Raw genomic sequence first — 24,404 nt, 5'->3', positions numbered from 1 at the left:
GCGGAGTCCCGGGAGCGGACCCGCCCCTTCGCCGTGCGGACCGGAAGAAAATCATGCATTCATGCTTGAATGATTCGGGGAGCACTGTCATGCTCGCCTCATGGCCGATGCGACGCCCGTGCTCGACGACCTGCGCGCGGAGAGCGAAGAACTCGACCGGCTGGTCGCCCACCTCAGCGCCGAGCAGTGGCGACTGCCCACCCCCGCGCCCGGATGGACCATCGCCCACCAGATCGCCCATCTCGCCTGGACCGACCGGTCCGCCCTGCTCGCCGTCACCGACGCGGACGGCTTCCACGCACTGGTCGAGCAGGCGCTCGCCGCACCCGGGTCGTTCGTCGACCAGGGCGCGGAGGAGGGGGCCCGGCTCCCGCCGGACGAGCTGCTGACCCGGTGGCGCACGGGCCGCGAGGCCCTCGACGCCGCCTTGCGGGCGGCGCCGCCCGGCGCCCGGTTCCCCTGGTACGGGCCGCCCATGTCGGGCGCGTCCATGGCGACCGGACGGCTGATGGAGACCTGGGCGCACGGGCAGGACGTGGCCGACGCGCTGGGCGTGGTGCGCACCCCTACGGACCGGCTCAGGCATGTGGTGCGCATCGGGGTGCGGGCGCGGGACTTCGCCTTCACCGTGCACGGGCTGCCCGTGCCCGACGAGGAGTTCCGGGTGGAGGTGCGGGGACCCTCCGGCGAGCTGTGGACGTACGGACCCGAGGACGCCTCCCAGCGGGTCACCGGACCCGCCCTCGACTTCTGCCTGCTGGTCACCCAGCGGGCCCACCGCGCCGACCTCGCCGTGCGCGCCGAGGGCCCGGACGCCGACCGCTGGCTGGACATCGCCCAGGCCTTCGCCGGACCGCCCGGCACCGGGCGCGCACCCAAGGGGGCGGGCGCATGACACCGCGGACCCTGCGGATCGGCAACGCCTCCGGCTTCTACGGCGACCGTTTCGACGCGATGCGCGAGATGCTCACCGGCGGGGAGCTGGACGTCCTCACCGGGGACTACCTCGCCGAGCTGACCATGCTGATCCTGGGCCGGGACCGGCTGAAGGACCCGGCGGCCGGATACGCCCGCACCTTTCTGCGGCAGCTCGAGGAGTGCCTGGGGCTCGCGCACGAGCGGGGCGTGCGGATCGTCACCAACGCCGGCGGGCTGAATCCGGCCGGGCTCGCCGAACGGGTGCGGGAGCTGACCGGGCGGCTCGGGGTGCCGGTGCGGGTCGCCCACGTCGAGGGCGACGACCTCGCCCCCGCCCTTCCCCGGGTCCTCGGAACCGCGCGGCCGGAGGGGGTCCCCGCCGACGTCCTCGCCGCCCACGCCTACCTCGGCGGCTTCGGGATCGCCGCGTGCCTGCGCGCGGGCGCCGACGTGGTCGTCACCGGCCGGGTCACCGACGCGGCCCTGGTCACCGGGCCCGCCGCCGCCCACTTCGGCTGGCAGCCGAAGGAGTACGACCGGCTCGCGGGCGCCGTCGTCGCCGGGCACGTCCTGGAGTGCGGCGCCCAGGCGACCGGCGGCAACTACGCCTTCTTCGCCGACCACGCCCTCGAGCGGCTGCGCCGCCCCGGCTTCCCGGTCGCCGAGATCCACGAGGACGGAAGCTGCGTCATCACCAAGCACCCCGGCACCGGCGGTGTCGTGGAGGTGGGCACGGTGACCGCCCAGCTGCTGTACGAGACGGACGGCGCGCGCTACGCCGGACCCGACGTCACGACCCGGCTGGACACCGTACGGCTGCGCCAGGACGGGCCCGACCGGGTGCGCGTCGAGGGCGTGCGGGGAGAGGCCCCGCCGCCCACTCTCAAGGTCGGGCTCAACCGCCTCGGCGGCTTCCGCAACGAGGTCGTCTTCGTGCTCACCGGGCTCGACATCGAGCGCAAGGCCGCCCTCGTGCGGCAGCAGATGGAGGACGCCCTCAAGGCGTCACCGCCCGAGGAGATCCGCTGGGAGCTGGTGCGCACCGACCGCGCCGACGCCGACACCCAGGAGACGGCGAGCGCGCTGCTCCGGCTGGTCGCCCGCGACCGGAACCCCGAGGCCGTGGGACGGGCGTTCAGCGGAGCCGCCGTCGAACTGGCGCTCGCCGGGTATCCCGGCTTCCACCTCCATGCCCCTCCCGGCAAGGGCACGCCCTACGGCGTCTTCGAGACCGCGTACGTCCCCCAGGACGCCGTCGGCCATGCGGCCGTCCTCCCCGACGGCCGCCGTGTCGCCGTCCCGCCGGCCCCGGACACCCGCGTGCTTCAGGACGTACCGGAGCCGCCCCTGCCGGACCCCCTTCCCGCCGGCCCGACCCGGCGGGCCCCGCTCGGGCTCGTCGCCGGGGCCCGCAGCGGGGACAAGGGCGGCGACGCCAACGTCGGGGTGTGGGCGCGGTCGGAGGACGGCTGGCGGTGGCTCGCGCACACGCTGACCGTCGACCGGTTCCGGCAGCTGATCCCCGAGAGCCGTGCGCTGCCCGTCACCCGGCACGTCCTGCCCAATCTGCGGGCGCTGAACTTCGTCGTCGAGGGAATCCTCGGCGAGGGCGTCGCCGCCCGGCACCGTTTCGACCCGCAGGCCAAGGCGCTCGGCGAATGGCTGCGCTCCCGCCACCTGGACATCCCGGAGGTCCTGCTGTGACGGTCCTCTCCTCCGCCCTGGACACCGACTCCCCCGACTACCGGGCCAACCGCGAGGCCATGCTCGCCAAGCTCGCCGACCTCCAGGCCGAGCACGCCAAGGCGCTCGCGGGCGGCGGCCCGAAGTACGTCGAGCGGCACCGGCGGCGCGGCAAGCTGCTCGCACGGGAGCGGATCGAGCTGCTGCTCGACCCCGACACCCCGTTCCTGGAGCTGTCGCCGCTGGCCGGCTGGGGCAGCGAGTACACCGTGGGCGCCTCGCTCGTGACCGGGATCGGGGTGGTGGAGGGCGTGGAGTGCGTGATCGTCGCCAACGACCCGACCGTGCGCGGCGGCGCCAGCAACCCGTGGAGCCTGAAGAAGGCGCTGCGGGCCAACGACATCGCACTCGCCAACCGGCTGCCCTGCATCAGCCTCGTCGAGTCCGGCGGTGCCGACCTGCCCTCCCAGAAGGAGATCTTCATCCCCGGCGGCGCCGTCTTCCGGGACCTGACCCGGCTGTCGGCGGCCGGCATCCCGACCATCGCCGTCGTCTTCGGCAACTCCACCGCCGGAGGCGCCTACATCCCCGGCATGTCCGACCACGTGATCATGGTCAAGGAACGCGCCAAGGTGTTCCTCGGCGGTCCGCCGCTGGTGCGGATGGCGACCGGGGAGGAGAGCGACGACGAGTCGCTGGGCGGCGCCGAGATGCACGCCCGGGTCTCCGGTCTCGCCGACCACTTCGCCGTCGACGAGCACGACGCCCTGAGGCAGGCCCGCCGTGTCGTCGCCCGCCTCAACCACCGCAAGGCCCACCCCGATCCCCCCGCCGCACCGCCGCCCCTGTACGACGGCGAGGAGCTCCTCGGCATCGTCCCCGGCGATCTGAAGACCCCCTTCGACCCCCGCGAGGTCATCGCCCGGATCGTCGACGCCTCCGACTTCGACGAGTTCAAACCGCTGTACGGGACGAGTCTGGTCACCGGCTGGGCCGCCCTGCACGGCTATCCCGTCGGCATCCTCGCCAACGCCCGGGGCGTGCTGTTCAGCGAGGAGTCGCAGAAGGCGGCCCAGTTCATCCAGCTCGCCAACCAGCGCGACATCCCGCTGCTCTTCCTGCACAACACCACCGGCTACATGGTCGGCCGTGCCTACGAGCAGGGCGGCATCGTCAAGCACGGCGCCATGATGATCAACGCGGTGTCCAACTCACGGGTGCCGCATCTGTCCGTCCTCATGGGCGCCTCCTACGGCGCCGGGCACTACGGCATGTGCGGGCGGGCCTACGACCCGCGCTTCCTGTTCGCCTGGCCCAGCGCCAAGTCCGCCGTCATGGGCCCGCAGCAGCTCGCGGGCGTGCTGTCGATCGTCGCCCGGGAGTCGGCGGCGGCGAAGGGACAGCCCTACGACGAGGAGGCCGACGCGGCCCTGCGGGCGATGGTGGAGCAGCAGATCGAGTCCGAGTCGCTGCCGATGTTCCTGTCCGGACGGCTCTACGACGACGGCGTCATCGACCCGCGCGACACCCGCACTGTTCTCGGCCTGTGCCTGTCCGCCATCCACACCGCGCCCTACGAGGGCGTGCGCGGCGGCTTCGGCGTCTTCCGGATGTGAGGGACCGAACCGATGATTTCGACTCTGCTGGTCGCCAACCGGGGCGAGATCGCCTGCCGCATCTTCCGCACCTGTGCCGCCCTGGGCATCCGCACGGTCGCCGTGCACTCGGACGCCGACGACACCGCCCTCCACACGCGCACGGCCGACGCGGCGGTACGGCTGCCGGGGGTCACGCCCGCCGAGACCTATCTGCGCGGCGACCTGATCGTGAAGGCGGCGGTCGCGGCCGGCGCGGACGCCGTCCACCCCGGCTACGGCTTCCTGGCCGAGAACGCCGACTTCGCCCGGGCCGTCCTGGACGCGGGCCTGACCTGGGTCGGGCCGCCCCCCGAGGCCATCGAGGCGATGGCCTCCAAGACCCGCGCCCGAGACCTCATGGGCATCCGGCCCCTGGAGGACGTCACCGAGGCCGACCTGCCGGTGCTGGTCAAGGCGTCCGCGGGCGGCGGCGGACGCGGGATGCGGGTCGTGAGGCGCCTGGAGGACCTGGAGGGCGAGCTGGCCGCCGCCCGCGCGGAGGCGGCACGCGCCTTCGGGGACGGCGAGGTGTTTCTCGAGCCGTACATCGAAGGCGGGCGGCACGTGGAGGTGCAGATCCTCGCCGACACCCACGGCACCGTGTGGACGCTCGGCACCCGCGACTGCTCCCTCCAGCGCCGCCACCAGAAGGTCGTCGAGGAGGCACCCGCACCCAAACTGCCCGCCGCACTGGAGCGGGACCTGCGCGAACTGGCCCTGCGCGCCGCCCGCGCCGTCGACTACGTCGGCGCCGGCACCGTGGAGTTCCTGGTGGCCGACGGCCGGGCGCACTTTCTGGAGATGAACACCCGCCTCCAGGTCGAACACCCCGTGACGGAGGCCGTGTTCGGCATCGACCTGGTCGCCCTGCAGATCCGCGTCGCCGAGGGCCACGCCCTGGACCCCGACCCGCCCCGCGCCCAGGGCCACGCGGTCGAGGCCCGTCTGTACGCCGAGGACCCGGCCCGCGACTGGGCCCCGCAGACCGGCACCCTGCACCGCCTCGCCGTCCCCGGGAACGTCCGCCTGGACACCGGCTTCGCCGACGGCGACACGATCGGCGTCCACTACGACCCGCTGCTGGCCAAGGTCGTCGCCCACGCCCCCACGCGCGCGGAGGCGGTCCGCAAGCTGGCCGACGCGCTGGAGCGGGCGGCCGTGCACGGCCCGGTCACCAACCGGGACCTGCTCGTCCGCTCCCTGCGGCACCCGGAGTTCGCGCACGGCCGGATGGACACCGGCTTCTACGACCGCCACCTCGCCGGCCTCACCGAGCCCGCCCCCGACCCGCACGCCCCGCTGGCCGCCGCGCTCGCCGACGCGCACGGCCGCTCCCGGTTCGGCGGCTGGCGCAACCTGCCCTCGCAGCCGCAGATCAAGCGGTACCTGATGGACGGTCAGGAGTACGAGGTGCGCTACCGGCACACCCGCACGGGGCTCGTCCCCGAGGCCGACGGGGTGCGCGTGGTGCACGCGGACGCACACCGGGTCGTGCTCGAGGCGGACGGGGTGCGGCGGACGTACGAGGTGGCCCGCTACGGCGACCAGGTGTACGTGGGCGGCTGTGCCCTCACCGCCCTGCCCCGCTTCCCCGACCCCGCCGCCCAGCACGCCCCCGGCTCACTGCTCGCGCCCATGCCCGGCACCGTCGTCCGCGTCGCCGACGGACTGGCCGTGGGCGCCACCGTCCGGGCCGGGCAGCCCCTGCTGTGGCTGGAGGCGATGAAGATGGAGCACACGATCTCCGCGCCCGTCACCGGAACGCTCAGCGCTCTGCACGCCGCCCCCGGCCACCAGGTCGAGGTCGGTGCCCTGCTCGCCGTCGTCGAGGCACACCGGGAGGATCAGTGAGCGTCACACTGGAAACCGAGGAGCACAAGGCCCTGCGGGCCGCCGTCGCCGCGCTCGGCAGGCGCTACGGGCGCGAGTACTTCGTCCGGACCGTCGACGAGGGCCGCCGCCCCACCGAACTGTGGTCCGAGGCGGGCAAGCTCGGCTATCTCGGCGTCAACCTGCCGGAGGAGTACGGGGGCGGAGGCGGCGGCATCGCCGAACTCGCGATCGTCCTCGAGGAACTCGGCGCCGCCGGCTGCCCGTTGATGATGCTGGTCGTCTCCCCGGCCATCTGCGGCACCGTCATCGCCCGCTTCGGCACCGAGGAACAGAAGCGGACCTGGCTGCCTGGCCTCGCCGACGGCACCCGCACCATGGCCTTCGGCATCACCGAGCCCGACGCCGGCTCCAACTCCCACCGCATCACCACCACCGCCCGCCGCGACGGCGACGACTGGCTGCTCACCGGCCGCAAGGTGTTCATCTCCGGGGTCGACATCGCCGACGCCGTCCTGATCGTCGGCCGCACCGAGGACGCCCGCACCGGACGTCTCAAGCCCTGCCTGTTCATCGTCCCGCCGGACGCCGAGGGCTTCCAGCGGCGGCCCATCGACATGGAACTGCACGCCGCCGAGAAGCAGTTCGAGCTCGTCCTGGACGACGTCCGGCTGCCCGCCGACGCACTCGTCGGCGGAAGTCCCTCCCACGCCTCCGGCGCAGAGGGGAAGGGAGGGACGAGCGGAGAGGACACGGGACTGCTGCAACTGTTCGCCGGACTCAACCCCGAACGCATCATGACGGCCGCCTTCGCGATCGGCATGGGCCGCTACGCCCTCGCCCGCGCCGTGGAGTACGCGCGCGAACGCACCGTCTGGAAGACGCCCATCGGCGCCCACCAGGCCATCGCCCACCCGCTCGCCCAGGCCCACATCGACCTCGAACTCGCCCGCCTGATGACCCAGAAGGCCGCCCGGCTGTACGACGCCGGGGACGACATGGGCGCGGGCGAGGCCGCCAACATGGCCAAGTACGCGGCCGGGGAGGCCTGTGCGCGGGCCGTCGACCAGGCCGTGCACACCCTGGGCGGCAACGGCCTCACCCGCGAGTTCGGACTCGCCTCCCTGGTGACCGCCGCACGGGTGACCCGCATTGCCCCGGTGAGCCGGGAAATGATTCTCAACTACGTCTCCCACCAGACCCTGGGCCTGCCCAAGTCGTACTGAGGTGTCCTGAGACGTCCGCCGGCGTGCGAGGAGGAACCGTGTTCCGCAGCGAGTACGCAGATGTCCCGGTCGTGGAACTGCCCATCCACGAGGCCGTGCTGGGGCACGCCGACCGGTTCGGCGACGCCCCCGCGCTGATCGACGGCATGGACGGCACCACCCTCACCTACGAACAGCTGGACCGCTTCCACCGGCGTATCGCCGCCGCGCTCGCCGAGGCCGGTGTACGCAAGGGCGACATCCTCGCCCTGCACAGCCCGAACACGGTGTTCTACCCCGTGGTCTTCTACGCCGCCACACGCGCGGGCGCCTCGGTCACCACCGCCCACCCGCTCGCCACGGCCGAGGAGTTCGCCCGGCAGCTGAAGGACTGCGCGGCCCGCTGGATCGTGACCGTCTCCCCGCTGCTCAAGACGGCGAAGCGGGCCGCCGCCCTCGCGGGCGGGGTCGAGGAGATCTTCGTCTGCGACAGCGCGGACGGACACCGCTCGGTCATCGACATGCTCGGCTCCACCGCCCCCGAGCCGGCCGTCGCCATCGACCCGGCCGAGGACGTGGCGGCGCTGCCGTACTCCTCGGGGACCACCGGCACCCCCAAGGGCGTGATGCTCACCCACCGGCAGATCGCCACCAACCTCGCCCAGCTCGAACCCGCGGTCACGACCGGCCCCGGCGACCGCATCCTCGCGGTGCTCCCGCTTTTTCACATCTACGGCCTCACGGCCCTGATGAACGCCCCTCTGCGGCAGGGCGCCACCGTCGTCGTCCTGCCCCGCTTCGAGCCGGCCACCTTCCTCGCGGCCATCCAGAACCACCGCATCACCAACCTGTACGTGGCCCCGCCGATCGTCCTCGCCCTCGCCAAGCACCCGGCCGTGGACCAGTACGACCTGTCGTCGCTGCGGTACGTCATCAGCGCGGCGGCCCCCCTGGACGCCCGGCTGGCGGCGGCCTGCTCACGGCGGCTCGGCCTGCCGCCGGTGGGCCAGGCCTACGGCATGACGGAACTGTCCCCGGGCACCCATGTCGTCCCCCTGGACGCCCTGCACAAGGCGCCGCCCGGCACCGTCGGCCGGCTGATCGCCGGCACCGAGATGCGCATCGTCTCCCTCACCGAGCCCGGCCAGGACCTCGGCGCCGGCGAGGCCGGAGAGATCCTGATCCGCGGACCGCAGGTGATGAAGGGCTACCTCAACCGGCCCGACGCCACCGCCGCGATGATCGACGCCGACGGCTGGCTGCACACCGGCGACGTCGGATACGTGGACCGCGACGGCTGGCTGTTCGTCGTCGACCGGGTCAAGGAACTGATCAAGTACAAGGGCTTCCAGGTGGCGCCCGCCGAACTGGAGGCCCTGCTGCTCACCCACCCGGACATCGTGGACGCCGCCGTCGTCGGCACCCGTGACGCCGACGGCAACGAGGTGCCGCACGCGTACGTGGTGCGCCGGCCGGCCGCCGACTCCCTCTCCGAGGGAGAGGTCATGATGTACGTCGCCGAGCGCGTCGCCCCCTACAAACGCGTCCGGCGTGTCACCTTCATCGACGCGGTGCCCCGCGCCGCCTCCGGGAAGATCCTGCGCCGGGAACTGCGGGAATCACGGGAAGTGCAGAACGCACAGGAAGCACAGGAAGCACGGACGGCGCCGGGACCGCCGGACCCGCCGCAGCGGCAGCCCGAACCGAGGGAGACAACGGAACCGGGGGAGACGCCGTGACCCTGCTCGGACGCACGCGCACGCGTGCCGTCGAAACGCTCAGCCTGGACTCGCCGGACAACCGCAACGCCCTGTCGGCGGCTCTCGTCGGCGAACTCGCCGGCGCACTGGCCGACTGCGCCGAGGACGACGGGGTCCGCGCGGTCGTCCTCACCCACACCGGCACCACCTTCAGCGCGGGCGCCGATCTGCGCGACCCTCCCCACCCGGACGCCCTGACCGGCCTGCTGCGGCAGATCGTCGCCCTGCCCAAGCCGGTCGTCGCCCGCGTCACCGGACACGTCCGCGCCGGCGGCCTCGGCCTGCTCGCCGCCTGCGACATCGCGGTCGCCTCGCACCGGGCCACCTTCGCCTTCACCGAGGTGCGCATCGGTGTCGCCCCCGCCGTGATCTCCCTGCCGCTCCTGCCCCGCGCCGACCCGCGCGCCCTGGCCCGCTACTGCCTCACCGGAGAGCGCTTCGACGCGGCCGAGGCCGTCCGCACCGGCCTGGTGACGGCCGCCGGGGACGACGCCGACGCCGTACTGGAGCCGGTGCTCGACGGCCTGCGCCGCTCCTCCCCCCAGGCCCTGGCCGAGACGAAACGATTGCTCGCGGCTAGGGTGCTGGAAGCCTTCGACCGGGACGCGGCCGACCTGACCGCGCTCTCGGCCCGGCTGTTCTCCTCCGCACAGGCGCGCGAGGGCATGACGGCCTTCCTCGAACGACGGGATCCCTCATGGGTGGTGTGACCACACAGGAACGCGCGGGCCGCGCCGCACTCACGGACCGCACGGACCGCACAGACCGCACGGACCGCGCCGAGCGCACCGGGCGTGCCGAGCGCGTCCCCAAGCAGGACCGCAGCCGGGTCACCCGGCAGCGGCTTTTGCAGTCCGCCGTGGACTGCCTCGCCGAGCACGGCTGGGCCGGCTCCACGGTGTCCGTGGTCGCCGAACGCGCCGGAGTCTCCCGAGGGGCCGTCCAGCACCACTTCCCCACCCGGGAGGACCTGTTCACCGCCGCCGTCGAGTACGTCGCCGAAGAGCGCTCCACCGCCCTGCGGGCGCTGTTCCCGCAGGGCGCGGCCGGCGACCGGCGTGCCGTGGTCGCCGCTCTCGTCGACCTCTACACCGGCCCCCTCTTCCGCGCCGCCCTCCAGCTGTGGGTCGCCGCCTCCAACGAGGACCAGCTGCGCTCCCGGGTCACCGAGCTGGAGGCCCGTGTGGGCCGTGAGACCCACCGCATAGCGGTCGAGCTGCTGGGCGCGGACGAGTCCCGCCCCGGCACCCGCGAAACCGTCCAGGGCTTCCTCGACATGGCCCGCGGCCTGGGCCTGGCCAACCTCCTCACCGACGACACCGCCCGCCGCGAACGCATCGTGGCCCAGTGGACGGCCCTGCTGGAGCAGGCGCTGAGTGGAGAGACCGGAGAGACCGGGGAGACCGGGGGGACACCGCCCGAGGACCCGGCTCAGCGCACGAGGTCCTCGTAGCCCTCGACCTCCTGCGGGCTGCGCGGACCCGGACCCACATAGCGGGCGGACGGCCGCACCAGCCGCCCCGTCCGCTTCTGCTCCAGGATGTGCGCCGACCAGCCCGCCGTGCGCGCGCAGGTGAACATCGACGTGAACAGCTGCGGCGGCACCTCGGCGAAGTCCAGCACGATCGCCGCCCAGAACTCGACGTTGGTGGCCAGCACCCGGTCCGGGCGGCGGTTGTGCAGCTCCTCCAGGGCGGCCTTCTCCAGGGCCTCGGCGACCTCGTACCGGGGGGCGCCGAGCTCCCGGGCGGTACGGCGCAGCACGCGGGCGCGGGGGTCCTCGGCCCGGTACACCCGGTGGCCGAAGCCCATCAGCCGCTCACCGCGGTCCAGGATCCTCTTGACGTAGCCCACGGCGTCCCCGGTCCGCTCGATCTCCTCGATCATGCCGAGGACACGGGAGGGCGCACCGCCGTGCAGCGGTCCGGACATCGCGCCCACCGCACCCGACAGGGCGGCCGCCACGTCGGCGCCGGTGGAGGCGATGACCCGGGCGGTGAACGTGGAGGCGTTCATGCCGTGCTCGGCGGCGGACGTCCAGTAGGCGTCGATGGCCGCCACATGCTTGGGGTCCGGCTCGCCCCGCCAGCGGATCATGAACCGCTCGGTGATCGAGGTCGCCTTGTCGATCTCCCGCTGCGGCACCATCGGCAGCCCCTGCCCGCGCGCCGACTGGGCGACGTACGACAGCGCCATCACAGCGGCCCGCGCCAGGTCCTCGCGCGCCTGCTCCACGTCGATGTCCAGCAGCGGTTTCAGCCCCCACACCGGGGCGAGCATCGCCAGCGCCGCCTGGACGTCCACGCGGACGTCACCGGAGTGCACGGGGATCGGGAACGGCTCGGCGGGCGGCAGGCCCGGGTTGAAGGAACCGTCGACCAGCAGCCCCCAGACATTGCCGAAGGAGACATGGCCGACGAGGTCCTCGATGTCGACGCCCCGGTATCTCAGGGCGCCGCCCTCCTTGTCCGGTTCGGCGATCTCCGTCTCGAACGCGACGACTCCTTCGAGTCCGGGTACGAAATCGGACATCAGGCGGCTCCTCGTAGATCTGTGCGACAGGTGGGGCGATGGGGGTAGTGGCCGGATCGGGTGTCGGAGAGGTCGGGAACGGGCGTCCGCCGGCCGGGTCCACGTCGAGACCTGTCACTCGCGGGCCGTGGGCGGGCGCCCCGGTGATGCCCGTGCCGGTGGCCGTCATCACCGCACCGGTACGGCAGCAGCACCATAACGCCGGGTGCTGCGGAAGGGGAGGTCCACCGGCACCCGGTGCCCGTCACCCGCCCCCGCGCCGGCCCCGCCGGTGAGCCGCTCGCCGGCCCGGGGCACCTCGCAACGATGCTGCGCTGATACGGCAGTATGACCGCGTGACCGACCGAACCGACCGAACCGACCGGGAAACCGGAGAAGCCGGGGAAACCGCTCCCTTCGACCTCGCCTCCATGCGCAAGCACTACCGGGAGGAGGGCCTGACCGAGGCGGACCTGGCCGACACCCCCGTGGCCCAGTTCGCCCGCTGGTTCCAGCAGGCCGCCACCGAGGGCCGGCTGTTCGAACCCAACGCCATGGTCGTCTCCACCGCGGACGCCGAGGGCCGGCCCAGCTCCCGCACGGTGCTGCTGAAGTCCTTCGACGAGCGGGGCTTCGTCTTCTACACCAACTACGGGTCCCGCAAGGCCCGCGACCTCGCCCAGAACCCGTATGTCTCCCTGCTCTTCCCCTGGCACCCCATGGCCCGCCAGGTCATCGTCCAGGGCGTGGCCCACCGCACCGGCCGCGACGAGACCGCCGCGTACTTCCGCACCCGCCCGCACGGCTCCCAGCTCGGCGCCTGGGCCAGCACCCAGTCCGCGGTGATCTCCACGCGCGAGGAGCTCGACGCCGCCTACGCCGAACTGGCCGCCCGCTATCCCGAGGGCGAGCAGGTCCCCGTCCCGCCCCACTGGGGCGGCTTCCGCGTCGTCCCCCATGCGGTGGAGTTCTGGCAGGGCCGCGAGAACCGTCTGCACGACCGTCTGCGGTACGTCGCCGAGGAGGACGGAGGCTGGCGGGTGGAGCGGCTGAGCCCCTGATCCGGGCTCCTGAGCCCCTGAGAGGGCCGTTTCCCGCGGGTGCGCACACGGACAACGGGTGCGCACACGGACAACCCGCGGGCTCGGATCCCCGCCTGGCGGCGGAGGAGCCGGCCGGACCTGCCGGCGAGCCCGCGGGTCGGGTGACTGTGTGGATTGGGCCGGCTGCACGCGTCTCTCACGTGCCGGCCCGACACTGCACTGGGTGTGGTGACGGGCCGCTAGCCCGCAGCCACCTCGCGTGTCCGGGATTCACTCATGTACCCGATCACCTCCTTCCCGCGTGCGACACACCCTAGGAAGCGGCCAAGAGCCAATCAACCGGTTTTACGGGTTGTTGACCGCACCTGACCGCACCTGCCGGGGACCGGGCACCCGTCCCGGCTCAGGGGCTTTTGTCCCTCCGCAGCGCCGCCAGGTCCAGGGCCGCGGCGATGTGCGCGGCCACGCTCTCGGCGTAGACCGCGTCGGGGCGTGCGAAGGGGGAGCGTGCGGAGCCGCGCAGGAACGTCACGACGCCCAGGGTGCGGCCGCGGCTGCGCAGGACCGTGCACAGGGCGTGCACGGTGTCGGCCGGCCACTGATGGGCCTCGGCCCACGCGCGTGCCCGCGCGGGCGGGACGGCGCCGGCGGTGGCCCGTACCGAGCCGGCACGGTCGACGCACTGCAGGGCGGGATGGCCCTCGGCATAGCGGACGGGCAGACCGGACCGCCCGGTGAGCAGGCCGGAGCCGTCGGCCGGGGCGGCCGCGACGCGCACCAGCCGGACCGGCGCCGCCTGGTCACCGGACGGGGCGGCCCGCCCGCTTGCCACGCGGTCGATCAGGGCGTGGTCGGCGAAGCCGGCGAGGGCGAAGTCGAGGTGGACGGCGGCGGCCTCGACGGGGTCCTCGCACTCGGAGGCGGCGCGGGCGGCCCGGTGCAGCTGGTTGCTGCGGAACCGCAGTAGGGACGCCTCCTGTTCGGCCTGCTTGGCCTCGGTGACGTCGGCGAAGAGCCAGGCGACGCCGAGCGGCACCGGCTCCTCGGCGAGCGGTGAGGCGAGCCGGACGAATCCGCTGCGCCAGCAGCGCCGTCTGTCGCCCTCCGGGGTGCGCACGCTCACCCGGATGTCGGCGAGGGCGGGCGGGGTGCCCTCCGCGAGGACGTGGGTGAGCGCGCTCTCGAGTTCCTCCACGCCCTCGGAGAGCAGTTCACCGAGCGGCCGGCCGAGGACCGCCGTGCGCCCGGTGCCGAAGGCCCGGGCGGCATGGGCGTTGACGACGGCGGGCCGCAGATCGGCGTCGACGAGGACGACCCCCCAGGAGGCGTCCTGGAACAGGGCCTCGCTGAGCGCGATGGACCGCTCGAGGTCGATCTGCGTGTGCACCTCGCTGAAGGCGCAGTACAGACCGGCGGGCCTGCCGTCGGGGCCGCGCACGGCCGCGGACTGGGTGCGCACGAGGACACGGCCGCCGTCCTTGGTGAGCAGCGCGAACTCGTGCACCTGCCGTCCGGGGGCGTGCATGGCGGCCCTCAGCCGCCCTTCGACCTCCTCGGCGTCCGCGCTGCGCACGGCCCAGCCGGCCAGGCCGCGCCGGCCGACGGCCTCGGCCGCGGTCCAGCCGAGGATGCGCTCGGCCTCGCGGTTCCAGTGGGTGACGACCCCGTCGGCGTCGAAGGCGCACAGGGCGGCGTCCATGCCGTCGAGGAGGGCGGCGAGCAGGTCGGAGCCGTCGTGGCCGGCGGGACGGTCCGCGTCCGGCGGGCCGCCCCGCTCCGGCTCGGACTCGTCCGGTCCGAGTTCGTCGGTGGCCCCACTTCGCGGGGAAGCACTCACCTGGACCCCCTGCAGGCTGCGTTCGCACAGACGGCGCGTCGATCAGTCACCGGCTGTCATTCAACTTCACCGTGACCCAGGACACACCGGGTTTTCGCGACATCGAAGAAAACGAAGGAGACGAGGAACGCCGAGGAAGCCGAGGAAGACGAAGAAGCGCGGAGCGAGGAGGACGAAGAAGCGCGAAAAAGCGCGGAGAAACCGGAGAAATCAGAGAAGCCGGAGAAGCAGGAGAAAACACCGCCCACGGAATCGCCGCCCGCGGGAGTGCCGCGGGCGTCACAGGTGCCGCGGGTGCCGTGAGCGCCGCGGGTGCCTTCGTGCGCCGTCAGTGCCGGTAGAAGATCCGGTCCCCGTACTGCTCGAAGACACGGCTGTTCCACTCGTGGCCGCCGTCGACGTTGCCGGAGCGGAGCAGCGGCGGCTCGATGCCGCGCTCGGCGAGGGTGGCCGCGGTGGTGGCCAGGACCGCCTGGAGGAGGGCGGAGGTGACGACGGTGGAGGCGGGGGCGAAGGGCGCCGCGACGGTGTCGAGGGTGAGTTCGGCGTCGCCGACCGCGATCTTGGAGTCGAGGACGATGTCGCAGTGGTCCTTCAGAAAGGTCCCCGAGACGTGCCGGGAGGTGGTCTTGGCGGCGTAGGCCACCGAGGTCACGCCGATGACGCGCACGCCGAGGGCGCGGGCCCTCATGGCCATCTCGACGGGCAGGGCGTTGCGGCCGGACAGCGAGATGACGATCAGGGCGTCGCCGGAGCGGACGGGGGAGCTGTCCAGGACGGCGGTGGCGAGGCCGTCGACGCGTTCCAGGGCCGAACCGAGGGTTGCGGGCACGACGTCGACGCCGACGGTGCCGGGGACGGCGAGGAGGTTCATCAGGGCCAGGCCGCCGGCGCGGTAGACGACGTCCTGGGCGGCGAGGGAGGAGTGGCCGGCGCCGAAGGCGAACAGACGGCCGCCGGCGATCACGGTGTCGGCGAGCAGCGTCCCGGCGGCGGTGATCGCCTCGGCCTCCTCGTCGCGGACCCGTTGCAGCAGGCCGATGGCGGCGTCGAAGAACTGGCCGGCCGGCGTGCGGTCGCTCATGCGGGGTCCCTTCGGAAGCCGGTGGGATGCCGGTGGGGCATCTGCGGGGCGGTCTGCCGGGCGTCTGCCGGGTTTCCGGGTGTGTCGTGGATCACGGTGAGGTCTGGACCAGAGCCGTGTCAATAGCCCCGCCGGTCCTGTCGGCCCCGCCGACCCCACCGCCCCCGCCGGCTCTGCCGGTCCCGTCGGCCCCGTCGGCACGGCGGGACAGGGGCCGGAGGGGGGCAGATGCGAACGGCGCCCCCGGTTGTCGGCGGGATAGGCCAGAATTGAAGGTTCAGGGTCAGCGCACGCGCCGGAGAGCCGCCGGGCTTCCGGCAGAGGTAATCAAGGGGCACGGATGTCCGGACTGATCGACACCACGGAGATGTACCTCCGCACCATCCTCGAGCTGGAGGAGGAGGGCATCGTCCCCATGCGTGCCCGGATCGCGGAGCGGCTGGATCAGAGCGGACCGACGGTGAGCCAGACGGTGGCGCGCATGGAGCGCGACGGTCTCGTCTCCGTCGCTCCGGACCGCCACCTGGAGCTCACGGAGGAGGGCCGTCGGCTGGCCACGCGGGTGATGCGCAAGCACCGGCTCGCGGAGTGCCTGCTGGTCGACGTGATCGGCCTGGAGTGGGAGCAGGTGCACGCCGAGGCCTGCCGCTGGGAGCACGTGATGAGCGAGGCCGTGGAGCGCCGGGTGCTGGAGCTGCTGCGGCACCCGACCGAGTCGCCGTACGGCAACCCGATCCCGGGCCTGGAGGAGCTGGGCGAGACGGACGGCGCCGACCCGTTCCTCGACGAGAACATGGTGTCGCTGGCCGATCTGAAGCCGGGGACCGACGGCAAGACGGTGATCGTCCGCCGGATCGGCGAGCCGATCCAGACGGACGCGCAGCTGATGTACACGCTGCGCCGCGCGGGCGTGCAGCCCGGTTCGGTGGTGAGCGTGACGGAGTCGCCCGGTGGTGTGCTGGTGGGCAGCGGGGGCGAGGCCGCCGAGCTGGGGGCGGACGTCGCCTCGCATGTGTTCGTGGCCAAGCGCTGAGCCCGTCCGTCAGGCGCCGGACGGCAGCCGTCCGGTTTTCTTCCCCCCTTCGGTGAAGAAGCGTGCCGAAGGGCAGCGTTCGGTCGTTTCCCGTGCGAGGCTATTGCGAGGGGCATATGACCCGGAGGGGTGGGGAGAATGTGCCGTGTACATGGAGAGGACCCCGGCGCCGTGTGGCACCGGGGCCTGTCCTCCCCTGTGTCGACCCAGAGCCCCGAGCTCTCTGGGTCGTCCCCCTCGGACCTGTTTTCCCCGAGCGGTCCGCCTCCCGTTGGAGATCTCCCCGCGACGGCGACGATCAATCCTCGTAGGGGGTCACTCGAACGAGGGGTGTTCGTGGCAGAGAAGATGTTTTCGAATATCTATTCGATAGCCTGAACGCCTGTGAGTGACGAGCCCTACAGGGCTCGCGCCGCGGGAACGCGCACGACGGCATACGAGAAGCGGAACATGGTGCACAGGACCGGCCGGCCCGACCGGAGGCGGGCGGTCCGGGTGAAGCTAGGGGGGTGCCAGACCAGTGGTGCGGCGCATCGACGTGACCGGAGCGGGCGGCGTACGACTTGCCGCCTGGGAGTTCGGCGAGCCCCCGAAGGCCGGCCCCGACGGGGCCGTGCCCGGACAGGGGGAAACACGGGGGGAAGCACAAGGGGAGGTACAGGAGGAAGCGGACGCAGGGTCCGGACAACCCCTTGCGACGGCCCGGGCGGGGGCGTCCGGGCCGCATGAGCCGTCCGGCACCGGGACGGCGGAGCGCGCCCGCGGCGTGCTGCTGCTGCACGGGCTCATGGGCCGTGCCTCGCACTGGGCCTCCACCGCCCGCTGGCTCGCCGAGCGGCACCGTGCCGTCGCCCTCGACCAGCGCGGCCACGGCCAGAGCGAGAAGCCCCCGCAGACGGCCTACACCCGCGAGGCCTATGTGGAGGACGCCGAGGCCGCCCTCGAACAGCTGGGTCTCGGCCCGGCCGTCGTCATAGGGCACGCCATGGGCGCGCTGACCGCCTGGCAGCTCGCCGCCCGGCGCCCCGACCTGGTGTGCGGGGTGGTCATCTGCGACATGCGGGCCTCCGCGCTCGGCGCGGCCTCCCAGCGTGAGTGGGAGAACTGGTTCAAGACCTGGCCGGTGCCCTTCGCCACCCTCGCCGACGTACGGAAGTGGTTCGGGGAGGACGACCCGTGGGTGGAGCGTCCGAACCCGGCGCGCGGCGAGTTCTACGCCGAGGTCATGCACGAGGGCCCGGACGGCTGGCGTCCGGTCTTCGAGCCGCAGCAGATGCTCACGTCCCGGGAGAGCTGGGCGTACGACGCGCACTGGGAGGAGCTCGCCCAGGTCCCCTGCCCGGCCCTCGTGGTCCGCGGCCTGGACGGCGAACTGGGCCGGGCCGAGGCCCAGGAGATGGTCCGTGTGCTGCCGCAGGGCCAGTACGCGGAGGTGGCCGACGCCGGTCACCTCGTGCACTACGACCAGCCGGAGGCCTGGCGCGCGGCCATCGAACCGTTCCTCGACACGGTCCTCGCCGGATGACCGTCCCGACGGCCGCCCAGGAGGCGTTTCTGAGGGCCTTCCACGCCGAGCGCCCGGCGGTCACCGCGCACGCGTTTGCCGACGGCCGGGGCCCCGACGGGAGGTCCAGCTACGAGATCCTGCGCGACCGGGTGGCCGGCGCCCGCCGCGTCCTCGACCTCGGCTGCGGCGACGGCGTGCTGCTGGACCTGCTCGCCCGCACCGGGGAACGGCGACTGGCCGGTGTGGACCTCTCTTGTGAGGCGCTGGCCCTGGCCCGCCGCCGCCCGTCGCTGCGGGCGGCGGCACTGGCGGAGGCGCGGGCGCAGCAGCTGCCGTTCGCCGCCGGCACCTTCGACGCCTGTGTCCGCCACATGGCGCTGATGCTGATGGGGGACGTGGACCGGGTCGCGGCGGAGACGGCCCGGGTGCTGTCACCGGGCGGGGTACTGGCCTGCGTGATCGGCGGTGGCGCGCTCGGCGGGGAGGCGTACGAACTGTTCGGGCGCCTGCTGCGGGCCGCCGTCGAGCGGGCGCCCGCCGAGCAGCGCATCCCGCCGCTCGGGGACCGCAGGACCCGCAGCCGCACGGGACTCGCAAAGATCCTGGTGCCGGCCGGTTTCAGCGCACCGGACCGGGAGACGGTGCCGATCGATCTGAGCGGCCCGGCGGACCGGGTCTGGACCGCCCTGTCCGGGATCTACGACGTCGGACCGCTCGCCCCGGACGCCGTCCGCCGTCTGCGGGAGACGTTCCTGGCGGAGGCGGCCGGGCCCGCAGGACCGGACGGACGGGTTCCGTGCGGCTTCAGGATCCATGTGGTGACCGCGCGCCTGCGCTGACGCGGCCGCCCGCACGCCGGGGTCTCACCCCTTGCTCACCGCCGTCAGGATCTCCGGCAGCCGGGCCGCCGCGCGCGGTGCCGCCAGGCGCAGGCCGAGCAGGGTGATCCCCGCCCCGTACGCGGCACCGAGCGGCAGCAGCAGCGGCCCCCAGCTGTCCGCGGCGCCGCTGAGGTTCGACCAGATGACGAGGGCGATGAAGGGGGAGCACAGCAGGGCCGCCGCGACCATGCCGCCGACGATGGAGATCCAGGCGAGGCCGGCCTGACCGGGGGCGACGTTCTTGTGGCCCTCCTGCGGGACGGAGTACGGGAAGCGGGCCGACGTCCACGCCCCGGTCGCCAGCATCGCGCCGAGCAGGGCGAAGGACAGGCCGAGCACCTCGGGCAACCGGTCCCACGCGCCGAGCAGCCCCGTGGTCAGCACCGTGACCGTGATCGCGTACGGCAGGGTGATCACCAGCAGGGCCAGGGCCCGCGCGCGCAGCTCGACATAGGCGTCCCGCGGGGAGGAGATCGTCAGCGCGACCATCCAGAACGCCGAGGTGTCCTGCCCGAACTGGTTGTACATCTGGATGCCGAGCATCCCGGCGGCGAAGCAGGCGATGTACGGCGAGCCGGTGCCCTGCAGGGCGTTGAACACCGGCACGATCAGGCCGATGGCGAGCGAGGTCGCCCAGGCCGCCTTGGTCTTGGGATCGCGCCAGATGTACCGCAGGCCGCGTTCCATGACGGCGCCGGTGCGGCCGTGCGGCAGCAGCCGTGCCAGACCGCTTCCCTCACGGGTCCGCCCCCGCGCGGGAGCGTCGACGGGCTGCAGGGTGGAGGAGTCGGGCGAGGTCATCAGCCGGTCCAGACTGCGTCCCCACCCCGTGAGCAGGGCGGCCAGGGCCACCGCGGTCAGGGCGAGCTGGGCCGCCGCGACGCCGTAGGAGCCCCGGCTCGCCGAGTCCACCGCGCCCACCGCCGACGCGGGCGGCACCCACCGCAGCACGTCCGCGACCGGGGCGAGCCGGTCCAGGACCGTCGACCCCAGCTGCTGCATGCCGAAGTTGACCACCTGCACACCGACCGCGACGAGCAGCCCGCTGAGCACCGCGAGGTCCCGTCCCTTGCGGCTGGTCAGCAGCCGGATGTTGGCGGCGGCCACGGCCCGCGCGAGGGCCACGCACACCAGCAGCGCGAGAACGAGCGCGGGGAGGGCGACGGCGAACGCGACCGCCCCGTGCGCCACCGAGATCACGCAGCCCGCCAGCAGCAGCACCGTGAACAGCGGTCCGATGCCGACCAGTGAGGCCGCCAGCAGCGCGCCGACCAGCGGCCGTGGCCGCAGTGGCAGCATCACCAGGCGGGTCGGGTCGAGGGTCTCGTCGCCGCTGGGGAAGAACAGCGGCATCACGGCCCAGCCCAGCGCCAGCACGGCCGTGCCGGTGACGGTCACGGTGGCGGCGTGCGCATGGCCGCGCAGCACGATCAGCCCGAGCAGCTGCGACACGGCGAACAGCAGCGCGAGGACGGCCGAGGCGAGGAACGCGGCACGCCGCCCGCCGGACTGCCTCAGCCCGTTGCGCAGCAGCGACAGCTTCAGGCGGACGACGACGGAGGTGAGCGAGGGGGTTTCGGTGACGGCGCTCATCGGGAACCGCCGCCCAGCCAGTCCAGACGGGAACCGGCGTCCCGGTCCTGGGCGCCGACGAGTTCCAGGAAGGCCTGCTGGAGCGTGGGGGCCTCGCCGCGCACCTCGGCGAGAGGACCCTGGGCGCGGATCCGGCCGGCCGCCATCACGGCCACCCAGTCGCACAGCGACTCGACCAGCTCCATGACATGGGAGGAGAACACGACGGTGGCGCCGGAGGCGGTGTACCGCTCCAGGACGCCCCGGATGGTCTGCGCGGACACCGGGTCGACGCCCTCGAAGGGCTCGTCGAGGAACAGGACCTCCGGGTTGTGCAGCAGCGCGGAGGCGAGCCCTATCTTCTTGCGCATCCCGGTCGAGTAGTCGACGACGAGCTTGTGCTGGGCGCCGGCCAGGTCCAGCACGTCGAGCAGCTGGGTGGCCCTCCGGTCCACCTCGTCCCCGGGCAGACCGCGCAGCCGTCCCGAGTACGACAGCAACTCCCGCCCCGACAGCCGCTCGAAGAGCCGCAGCCCCTCGGGCAGCACACCGATCCGCGCCTTCACCGCCACCGGGTCCCGCCACACGTCGTGCCCGGCGACCTCGACGGTGCCCTGGTCGGGTCGCAGCAGCCCGGTCACCATGGAGAGCGTGGTGGTCTTCCCCGCCCCGTTGGGGCCGACCAGCCCGATGAACTGTCCCGCGGGCAGCTCGAGATCGATCCCGGCCACGGCGATCTGCTGCCCGAAGCGCTTCCAGAGTCCCTGCACGCGTACGGCGCTCGTCCCCACTGCGACTGCTCCCTCCGTCCCTTCGAACCCTACGGGCGGAGCACCCCGTTCACAGAGCGCGGGACTGCGCCGGGAGGCGGCTTCACCGCGTGGACGTGACCGGCCGCACACGAAGCGAAGCCGTAGAAACGGCAGAACAGCAGAAGGAAAGGGAAAAACCAGAGGAAAGAGCTCGAAAAGCGGAAGCGGGACAGGTGGAGCGCCGGCTGTCCCGCTACCTGTCCCTTCCGCACGCGTACGCCAGCGGCGGGATCAGCTCCTCCACGTCCGGCAGCCATCGGTTCGCCGGCGTCGGCCGGCGGGCCCACTGCACAGCCCCCCGTGAGCCGTAGCGCGTGGGCGGTGCGACCACGTACGCCCCCTCGCCCAGGGTGACCAGGTCGAGGGACGCCGGCGACCAGCCCAGCGTGCGCAGCAGCTCCGGCACCCTCGCGCACGCCCCCGGCAGCACGAGGAACTGCATCCGCCGCTCAGGGGTGAGGATCACCGGTCCGAGGGCCGACTCCATCCGTTCCAGCCGGGCCAGCGCGAGGAACCCGGCACTCTCCGGGACGGACACCGCGTCGAACGTACGGCCCGTGGGCAGCAGGATCGACGCGGTCGGCCGCTGCTGCCACAGCCGGCGGACCGCGGTCGCACTGCCGGTCGCCCGGGTCGCCCAGTCCTCGTGCGCCGGGTGTGCGCCGGGTGCCGTGCAGGCGGGGTCGCCGCAGGAGCAGCGCTGCACCCCGTCGACTGCTTCCAGCCAGGTGCCGGGGAACACGTCCCAGTGGCGTTCCTCGGCGTAGCGGACGGCTGCCTCCAGCAGGGATTCTCCGCGCTGCTGGGGAATCCGGCCGGTGGTCCGGCCGGCGGTGTGTACGGCTTGGGCACCCGGGATCGTCTTTTCCACGTTTCACTCAACTCCCGTACCCACCTGGGGTTACGGGGTGTGCGGGGCAGGTGCGCGCCGGGGAGGAGCATCGGCCCCGGCCCGGGGCGCATGGGTGCATGTGCGGGGGCGCGTGGGAGGAGCGTCGGGGAACGCAGGGTAGTTCGATATGGGGGGTGGCATCGTCTTTACCCCGGCAATCCTCGCATGTCCCGCATTTTCCGTATGTCAGCGGGGCATTGATCTTCACGGCCGGGACTCTCCGCCGGGACGCGGAGCGTTTCCGGCCGCGCAAGACTCGTCGACTCGGTGCATGGGCAGGCACCGCAGCTACAGGGGGTTACACCATGGCCGCAAGGCCTCTTGTGGCGCGGCAGCCGAACGAACGGCTGCAGGCGCTCATCCAGGAAGCAGGCTGCTCGAACGCCGGGCTGGCCCGGCGGGTGAACATGTGTGGTGCCGAGCACGGCCTCGACCTGCGGTACGACAAGACGTCCGTGGCGCGCTGGCTGCGCGGACAGCAGCCGCGCGGACGTGCTCCGGCGATCATCGCCGAGGCGCTGAGCCGCAAGCTGGGCCGCACGGTCACGATCGACGAGATCGGCATGGCCAACGGCAAGCACCTCGCCTCCGGCGTGGGGCTCCAGTTCTCGCCGACGGTACTGGGGGCCATCGAGCAGGTCTGCGAGCTGTGGCGCAGTGACGTGGGCCGCAGGGACTTCCTGTCCGGCTCCTCCGTCGCCGCCTCCGCGCTGGTGGAGCCGAGCCGCGACTGGCTGATCTCCGCACCGGACGGGCAGGTCGCGCGCACGGTGGGGCCGCGGGTGGGCCAGTCCGACGTGGCGGCCGTGCGGGCCATGACACAGGCGCTGGTCGCGCTGGACCACACCTACGGCAGCGGGCATGTGCGGCCGGTGGTCGTGCACTACCTCAACAGCGTCGTCTCCGGGCTGCTCTCGGGGTCGTACCGGGAGGCGGTGGGCCGCGACCTGTTCGGCGCGGTGGCCCGACTCACCGAACTCGCCGGGTACATGGCCGTCGACACCGGTCAACCGGGCCTGGCCCAGCGGTACTACATCCAGGCCCTGCGGCTCGCCCAGGCGGCCGGTGACCGCGGCTACGGCGGCTATGTGCTGGCCGCCTCCATGAGCCATCTCGCCGCGCAGCTCGGAAACCCGAGGGAGATCGCACAACTGGCGCGGGCGGCGCAGGAGGGCACGCGCGGGCGTGTGACACCGCGCGTGGAGGCGATGTTCCACGCGGCCGAGGCGCGCGGGCACGCGCTGATGGGCGACGTCCGGGCGACGCAGCTGGCCGCCGGGCGGGCGGTGAGCGCGCTGGAGGCCGCCGAGGCGGACTCGGGGGACGACCCGGAGTGGATCGCGCACTTCGACGAGGCCTATCTCGCCGACGAGCTGGCGCACTGTCACCGGGACCTGGGACAGGGCGAGGCGGCGGCACGGCGGGCGGAGGAGGCGCTGGCCGGGCATCCCGCGTCCCGGGTGCGGCGACGGGCCATCGGCTGTCTGCTGCTCGCCACCGCACAGGTGCAGCAACGGGAGATCGAACAGGCCTGCAGCACCGGGCTGAAGGCGGTGGAGCTGCTGCGGACGCTGCGGTCCGACCGGGGGGCGGAGTATCTGGAGGACTTCCAGCAGCGGCTCGAACCGTTCCGTGACGAGCCGGTGGTGAGGGAGTTCGAGGCGCAGCTGGAGATGCGGACAGCGGCATGAGATCGACCGAGTGACCCGTATACAGCGCTTTGCCGGCGGGTTTTGTTACTGCTGTCACGGGAAAGCGGTCTTGCCCCATGCTGCGTGGCATGGGACTCAGGGGACCCGGTAGCGTGAGCCGACGATTCCGAAAGTCCCCCATACGTAGGAGTCCCGGTGACGCAGAGTGGACAGGGCGAGGGGCCCTCGGCGCGGCCCGCGCGCGAAGGCATCGTGCTGCCCTCCGACGGAGGTGAGCCCCTGCTGCCGGGCATGACGGGCGGGCCGGGCGGCCAGACCCCGGCCGCGGCGTCCGCCGGCGATCAGGCCTGGGGCCAGCAGTGGAGCCCGGAGCAGCACCCCCAGCACGGTCAGGGCTGGCAGACCGCCCCGCCCGCCCGGACCTGGGACTCTCCGCAGCAGTGGGGTGCCCAGGCTCCCGCCGCCCACCAGGGCGCGGGCCCCCTGCCCCCGGAGGGCGCCCCGGGCCCGGCGGCCCCGGCAGCCCCGGCGGGCCCGCCCTATGGTG

General features: G+C 73.2%; 18 protein-coding genes and 2 pseudogenes. 14 read left to right on the top strand and 6 right to left on the bottom strand.

Going from position 1 to position 24,404, the window contains the following annotated elements; all coding sequences use genetic code 11:
• Nucleotides 1-100 precede the first annotated feature (100 nt).
• From ABD224_RS14190 to ABD224_RS14155, 8 genes and pseudogenes are all read left to right on the top strand, one after another.
• Nucleotides 101-895: a TIGR03084 family metal-binding protein gene (locus tag ABD224_RS14190; protein ID WP_344049900.1), complete on the top strand. Its 795-nt coding sequence runs from the start codon at nucleotides 101-103 to the stop codon at nucleotides 893-895.
• The gene (locus ABD224_RS14185; protein ID WP_344049899.1) at nucleotides 892-2,622 is read left to right on the top strand and encodes an acyclic terpene utilization AtuA family protein; all 1,731 of its coding nucleotides are present in this window, start codon (nucleotides 892-894) and stop codon (nucleotides 2,620-2,622) included. The genes ABD224_RS14190 and ABD224_RS14185 overlap by 4 nt, the downstream gene beginning before the upstream one ends.
• Nucleotides 2,619-4,217 (top strand): acyl-CoA carboxylase subunit beta, encoded by a 1,599-nt coding sequence (locus ABD224_RS14180; protein ID WP_344049898.1) that lies wholly within the window; start codon nucleotides 2,619-2,621, stop codon nucleotides 4,215-4,217. The genes ABD224_RS14185 and ABD224_RS14180 overlap by 4 nt, the downstream gene beginning before the upstream one ends.
• Nucleotides 4,218-4,229: 12 nt before the next feature.
• Nucleotides 4,230-6,089: an acetyl/propionyl/methylcrotonyl-CoA carboxylase subunit alpha gene (locus ABD224_RS14175; protein WP_344049897.1), complete on the top strand. Its 1,860-nt coding sequence runs from the start codon at nucleotides 4,230-4,232 to the stop codon at nucleotides 6,087-6,089.
• Nucleotides 6,086-7,294, top strand: a complete 1,209-nt coding sequence (locus ABD224_RS14170) for an acyl-CoA dehydrogenase family protein (RefSeq protein WP_344049896.1) — start codon at nucleotides 6,086-6,088, stop codon at nucleotides 7,292-7,294. Before ABD224_RS14175 ends, ABD224_RS14170 begins: the two co-directional genes overlap by 4 nt.
• Before the next feature lie 38 nt (nucleotides 7,295-7,332).
• Nucleotides 7,333-8,898, top strand: a pseudogene (locus ABD224_RS14165) (4-coumarate--CoA ligase family protein); the annotation flags it as partial.
• A gap of 110 nt (nucleotides 8,899-9,008) precedes the next feature.
• The gene (locus ABD224_RS14160) at nucleotides 9,009-9,743 is read left to right on the top strand and encodes an enoyl-CoA hydratase family protein (protein ID WP_344049895.1); all 735 of its coding nucleotides are present in this window, start codon (nucleotides 9,009-9,011) and stop codon (nucleotides 9,741-9,743) included.
• The gene (locus ABD224_RS14155) at nucleotides 9,731-10,486 is read left to right on the top strand and encodes a TetR/AcrR family transcriptional regulator (RefSeq protein ID WP_344049894.1); all 756 of its coding nucleotides are present in this window, start codon (nucleotides 9,731-9,733) and stop codon (nucleotides 10,484-10,486) included. Before ABD224_RS14160 ends, ABD224_RS14155 begins: the two co-directional genes overlap by 13 nt.
• On the opposite strand, the gene ABD224_RS14150 is transcribed toward ABD224_RS14155, so the two are convergent.
• A complete protein-coding gene (locus tag ABD224_RS14150) occupies nucleotides 10,465-11,565 on the bottom strand; it encodes a citrate synthase 2 (protein ID WP_344049893.1) in 1,101 nt (366 codons plus the stop codon). The genes ABD224_RS14155 and ABD224_RS14150 overlap by 22 nt on opposite strands.
• A gap of 410 nt (nucleotides 11,566-11,975) precedes the next feature.
• Between ABD224_RS14150 and pdxH the strand changes: the two genes are divergently transcribed.
• Nucleotides 11,976-12,605, top strand: a complete 630-nt coding sequence (pdxH, locus tag ABD224_RS14145; protein ID WP_344049945.1) for a pyridoxamine 5'-phosphate oxidase — start codon at nucleotides 11,976-11,978, stop codon at nucleotides 12,603-12,605.
• A 385-nt stretch (nucleotides 12,606-12,990) separates the two neighbouring features.
• Here the strand turns inward: pdxH and ABD224_RS14140 are convergent, their stop codons facing one another.
• Both ABD224_RS14140 and ABD224_RS14135 read right to left on the bottom strand, forming a co-directional pair.
• The gene (locus ABD224_RS14140; protein WP_344049892.1) at nucleotides 12,991-14,424 is read right to left on the bottom strand and encodes a PAS domain-containing protein; all 1,434 of its coding nucleotides are present in this window, start codon (nucleotides 14,422-14,424) and stop codon (nucleotides 12,991-12,993) included.
• A gap of 328 nt (nucleotides 14,425-14,752) precedes the next feature.
• Nucleotides 14,753-15,508 carry an SIS domain-containing protein gene (locus ABD224_RS14135; RefSeq protein WP_344049891.1) on the bottom strand — a complete coding sequence of 252 codons (756 nt, stop codon included), beginning with the start codon at nucleotides 15,506-15,508 and terminating at the stop codon, nucleotides 14,753-14,755.
• Between the two features lie 340 nt (nucleotides 15,509-15,848).
• Between ABD224_RS14135 and ABD224_RS14130 the strand changes: the two genes are divergently transcribed.
• The 3 genes from ABD224_RS14130 to ABD224_RS14120 all read left to right on the top strand — a co-directional run bounded on the left by ABD224_RS14130 (nucleotide 15,849) and on the right by ABD224_RS14120 (nucleotide 18,887).
• Nucleotides 15,849-16,541: an iron-dependent transcriptional repressor DtxR gene (locus tag ABD224_RS14130; protein WP_344049890.1), complete on the top strand. Its 693-nt coding sequence runs from the start codon at nucleotides 15,849-15,851 to the stop codon at nucleotides 16,539-16,541.
• 520 nt (nucleotides 16,542-17,061) lie between these two features.
• Complete coding sequence (locus ABD224_RS14125) at nucleotides 17,062-18,066, top strand: alpha/beta fold hydrolase (RefSeq protein ID WP_344049889.1); 1,005 nt, start codon at nucleotides 17,062-17,064, stop codon at nucleotides 18,064-18,066.
• Nucleotides 18,063-18,887 (top strand): class I SAM-dependent methyltransferase, encoded by an 825-nt coding sequence (locus tag ABD224_RS14120; RefSeq protein WP_344049888.1) that lies wholly within the window; start codon nucleotides 18,063-18,065, stop codon nucleotides 18,885-18,887. Before ABD224_RS14125 ends, ABD224_RS14120 begins: the two co-directional genes overlap by 4 nt.
• Before the next feature lie 24 nt (nucleotides 18,888-18,911).
• Here the strand turns inward: ABD224_RS14120 and ABD224_RS14115 are convergent, their stop codons facing one another.
• The 3 genes from ABD224_RS14115 to ABD224_RS14105 all read right to left on the bottom strand — a co-directional run bounded on the left by ABD224_RS14115 (nucleotide 18,912) and on the right by ABD224_RS14105 (nucleotide 22,184).
• The gene (locus ABD224_RS14115) at nucleotides 18,912-20,522 is read right to left on the bottom strand and encodes a transporter (protein WP_344049886.1); all 1,611 of its coding nucleotides are present in this window, start codon (nucleotides 20,520-20,522) and stop codon (nucleotides 18,912-18,914) included.
• Nucleotides 20,519-21,292: an ABC transporter ATP-binding protein gene (locus ABD224_RS14110; RefSeq protein ID WP_344049884.1), complete on the bottom strand. Its 774-nt coding sequence runs from the start codon at nucleotides 21,290-21,292 to the stop codon at nucleotides 20,519-20,521. Before ABD224_RS14110 ends, ABD224_RS14115 begins: the two co-directional genes overlap by 4 nt.
• Nucleotides 21,293-21,506: 214 nt before the next feature.
• Nucleotides 21,507-22,184: a bifunctional DNA primase/polymerase gene (locus ABD224_RS14105; protein WP_344049883.1), complete on the bottom strand. Its 678-nt coding sequence runs from the start codon at nucleotides 22,182-22,184 to the stop codon at nucleotides 21,507-21,509.
• A 326-nt stretch (nucleotides 22,185-22,510) separates the two neighbouring features.
• Between ABD224_RS14105 and ABD224_RS14100 the strand changes: the two genes are divergently transcribed.
• Both ABD224_RS14100 and ABD224_RS14095 read left to right on the top strand, forming a co-directional pair.
• Nucleotides 22,511-23,896 carry an NsdA family TPR-like regulatory protein gene (locus ABD224_RS14100; protein WP_344049882.1) on the top strand — a complete coding sequence of 462 codons (1,386 nt, stop codon included), beginning with the start codon at nucleotides 22,511-22,513 and terminating at the stop codon, nucleotides 23,894-23,896.
• Between the two features lie 156 nt (nucleotides 23,897-24,052).
• Nucleotides 24,053-24,404, top strand: a pseudogene (locus ABD224_RS14095) (hypothetical protein); the annotation flags it as partial.

It is taken from the genome of Streptomyces thermoalcalitolerans, assembly GCF_039525155.1.
Taxonomy (GTDB): domain Bacteria; phylum Actinomycetota; class Actinomycetes; order Streptomycetales; family Streptomycetaceae; genus Streptomyces; species Streptomyces thermovulgaris.
This window is presented reverse-complemented; position numbering and strand designations above follow the sequence as displayed.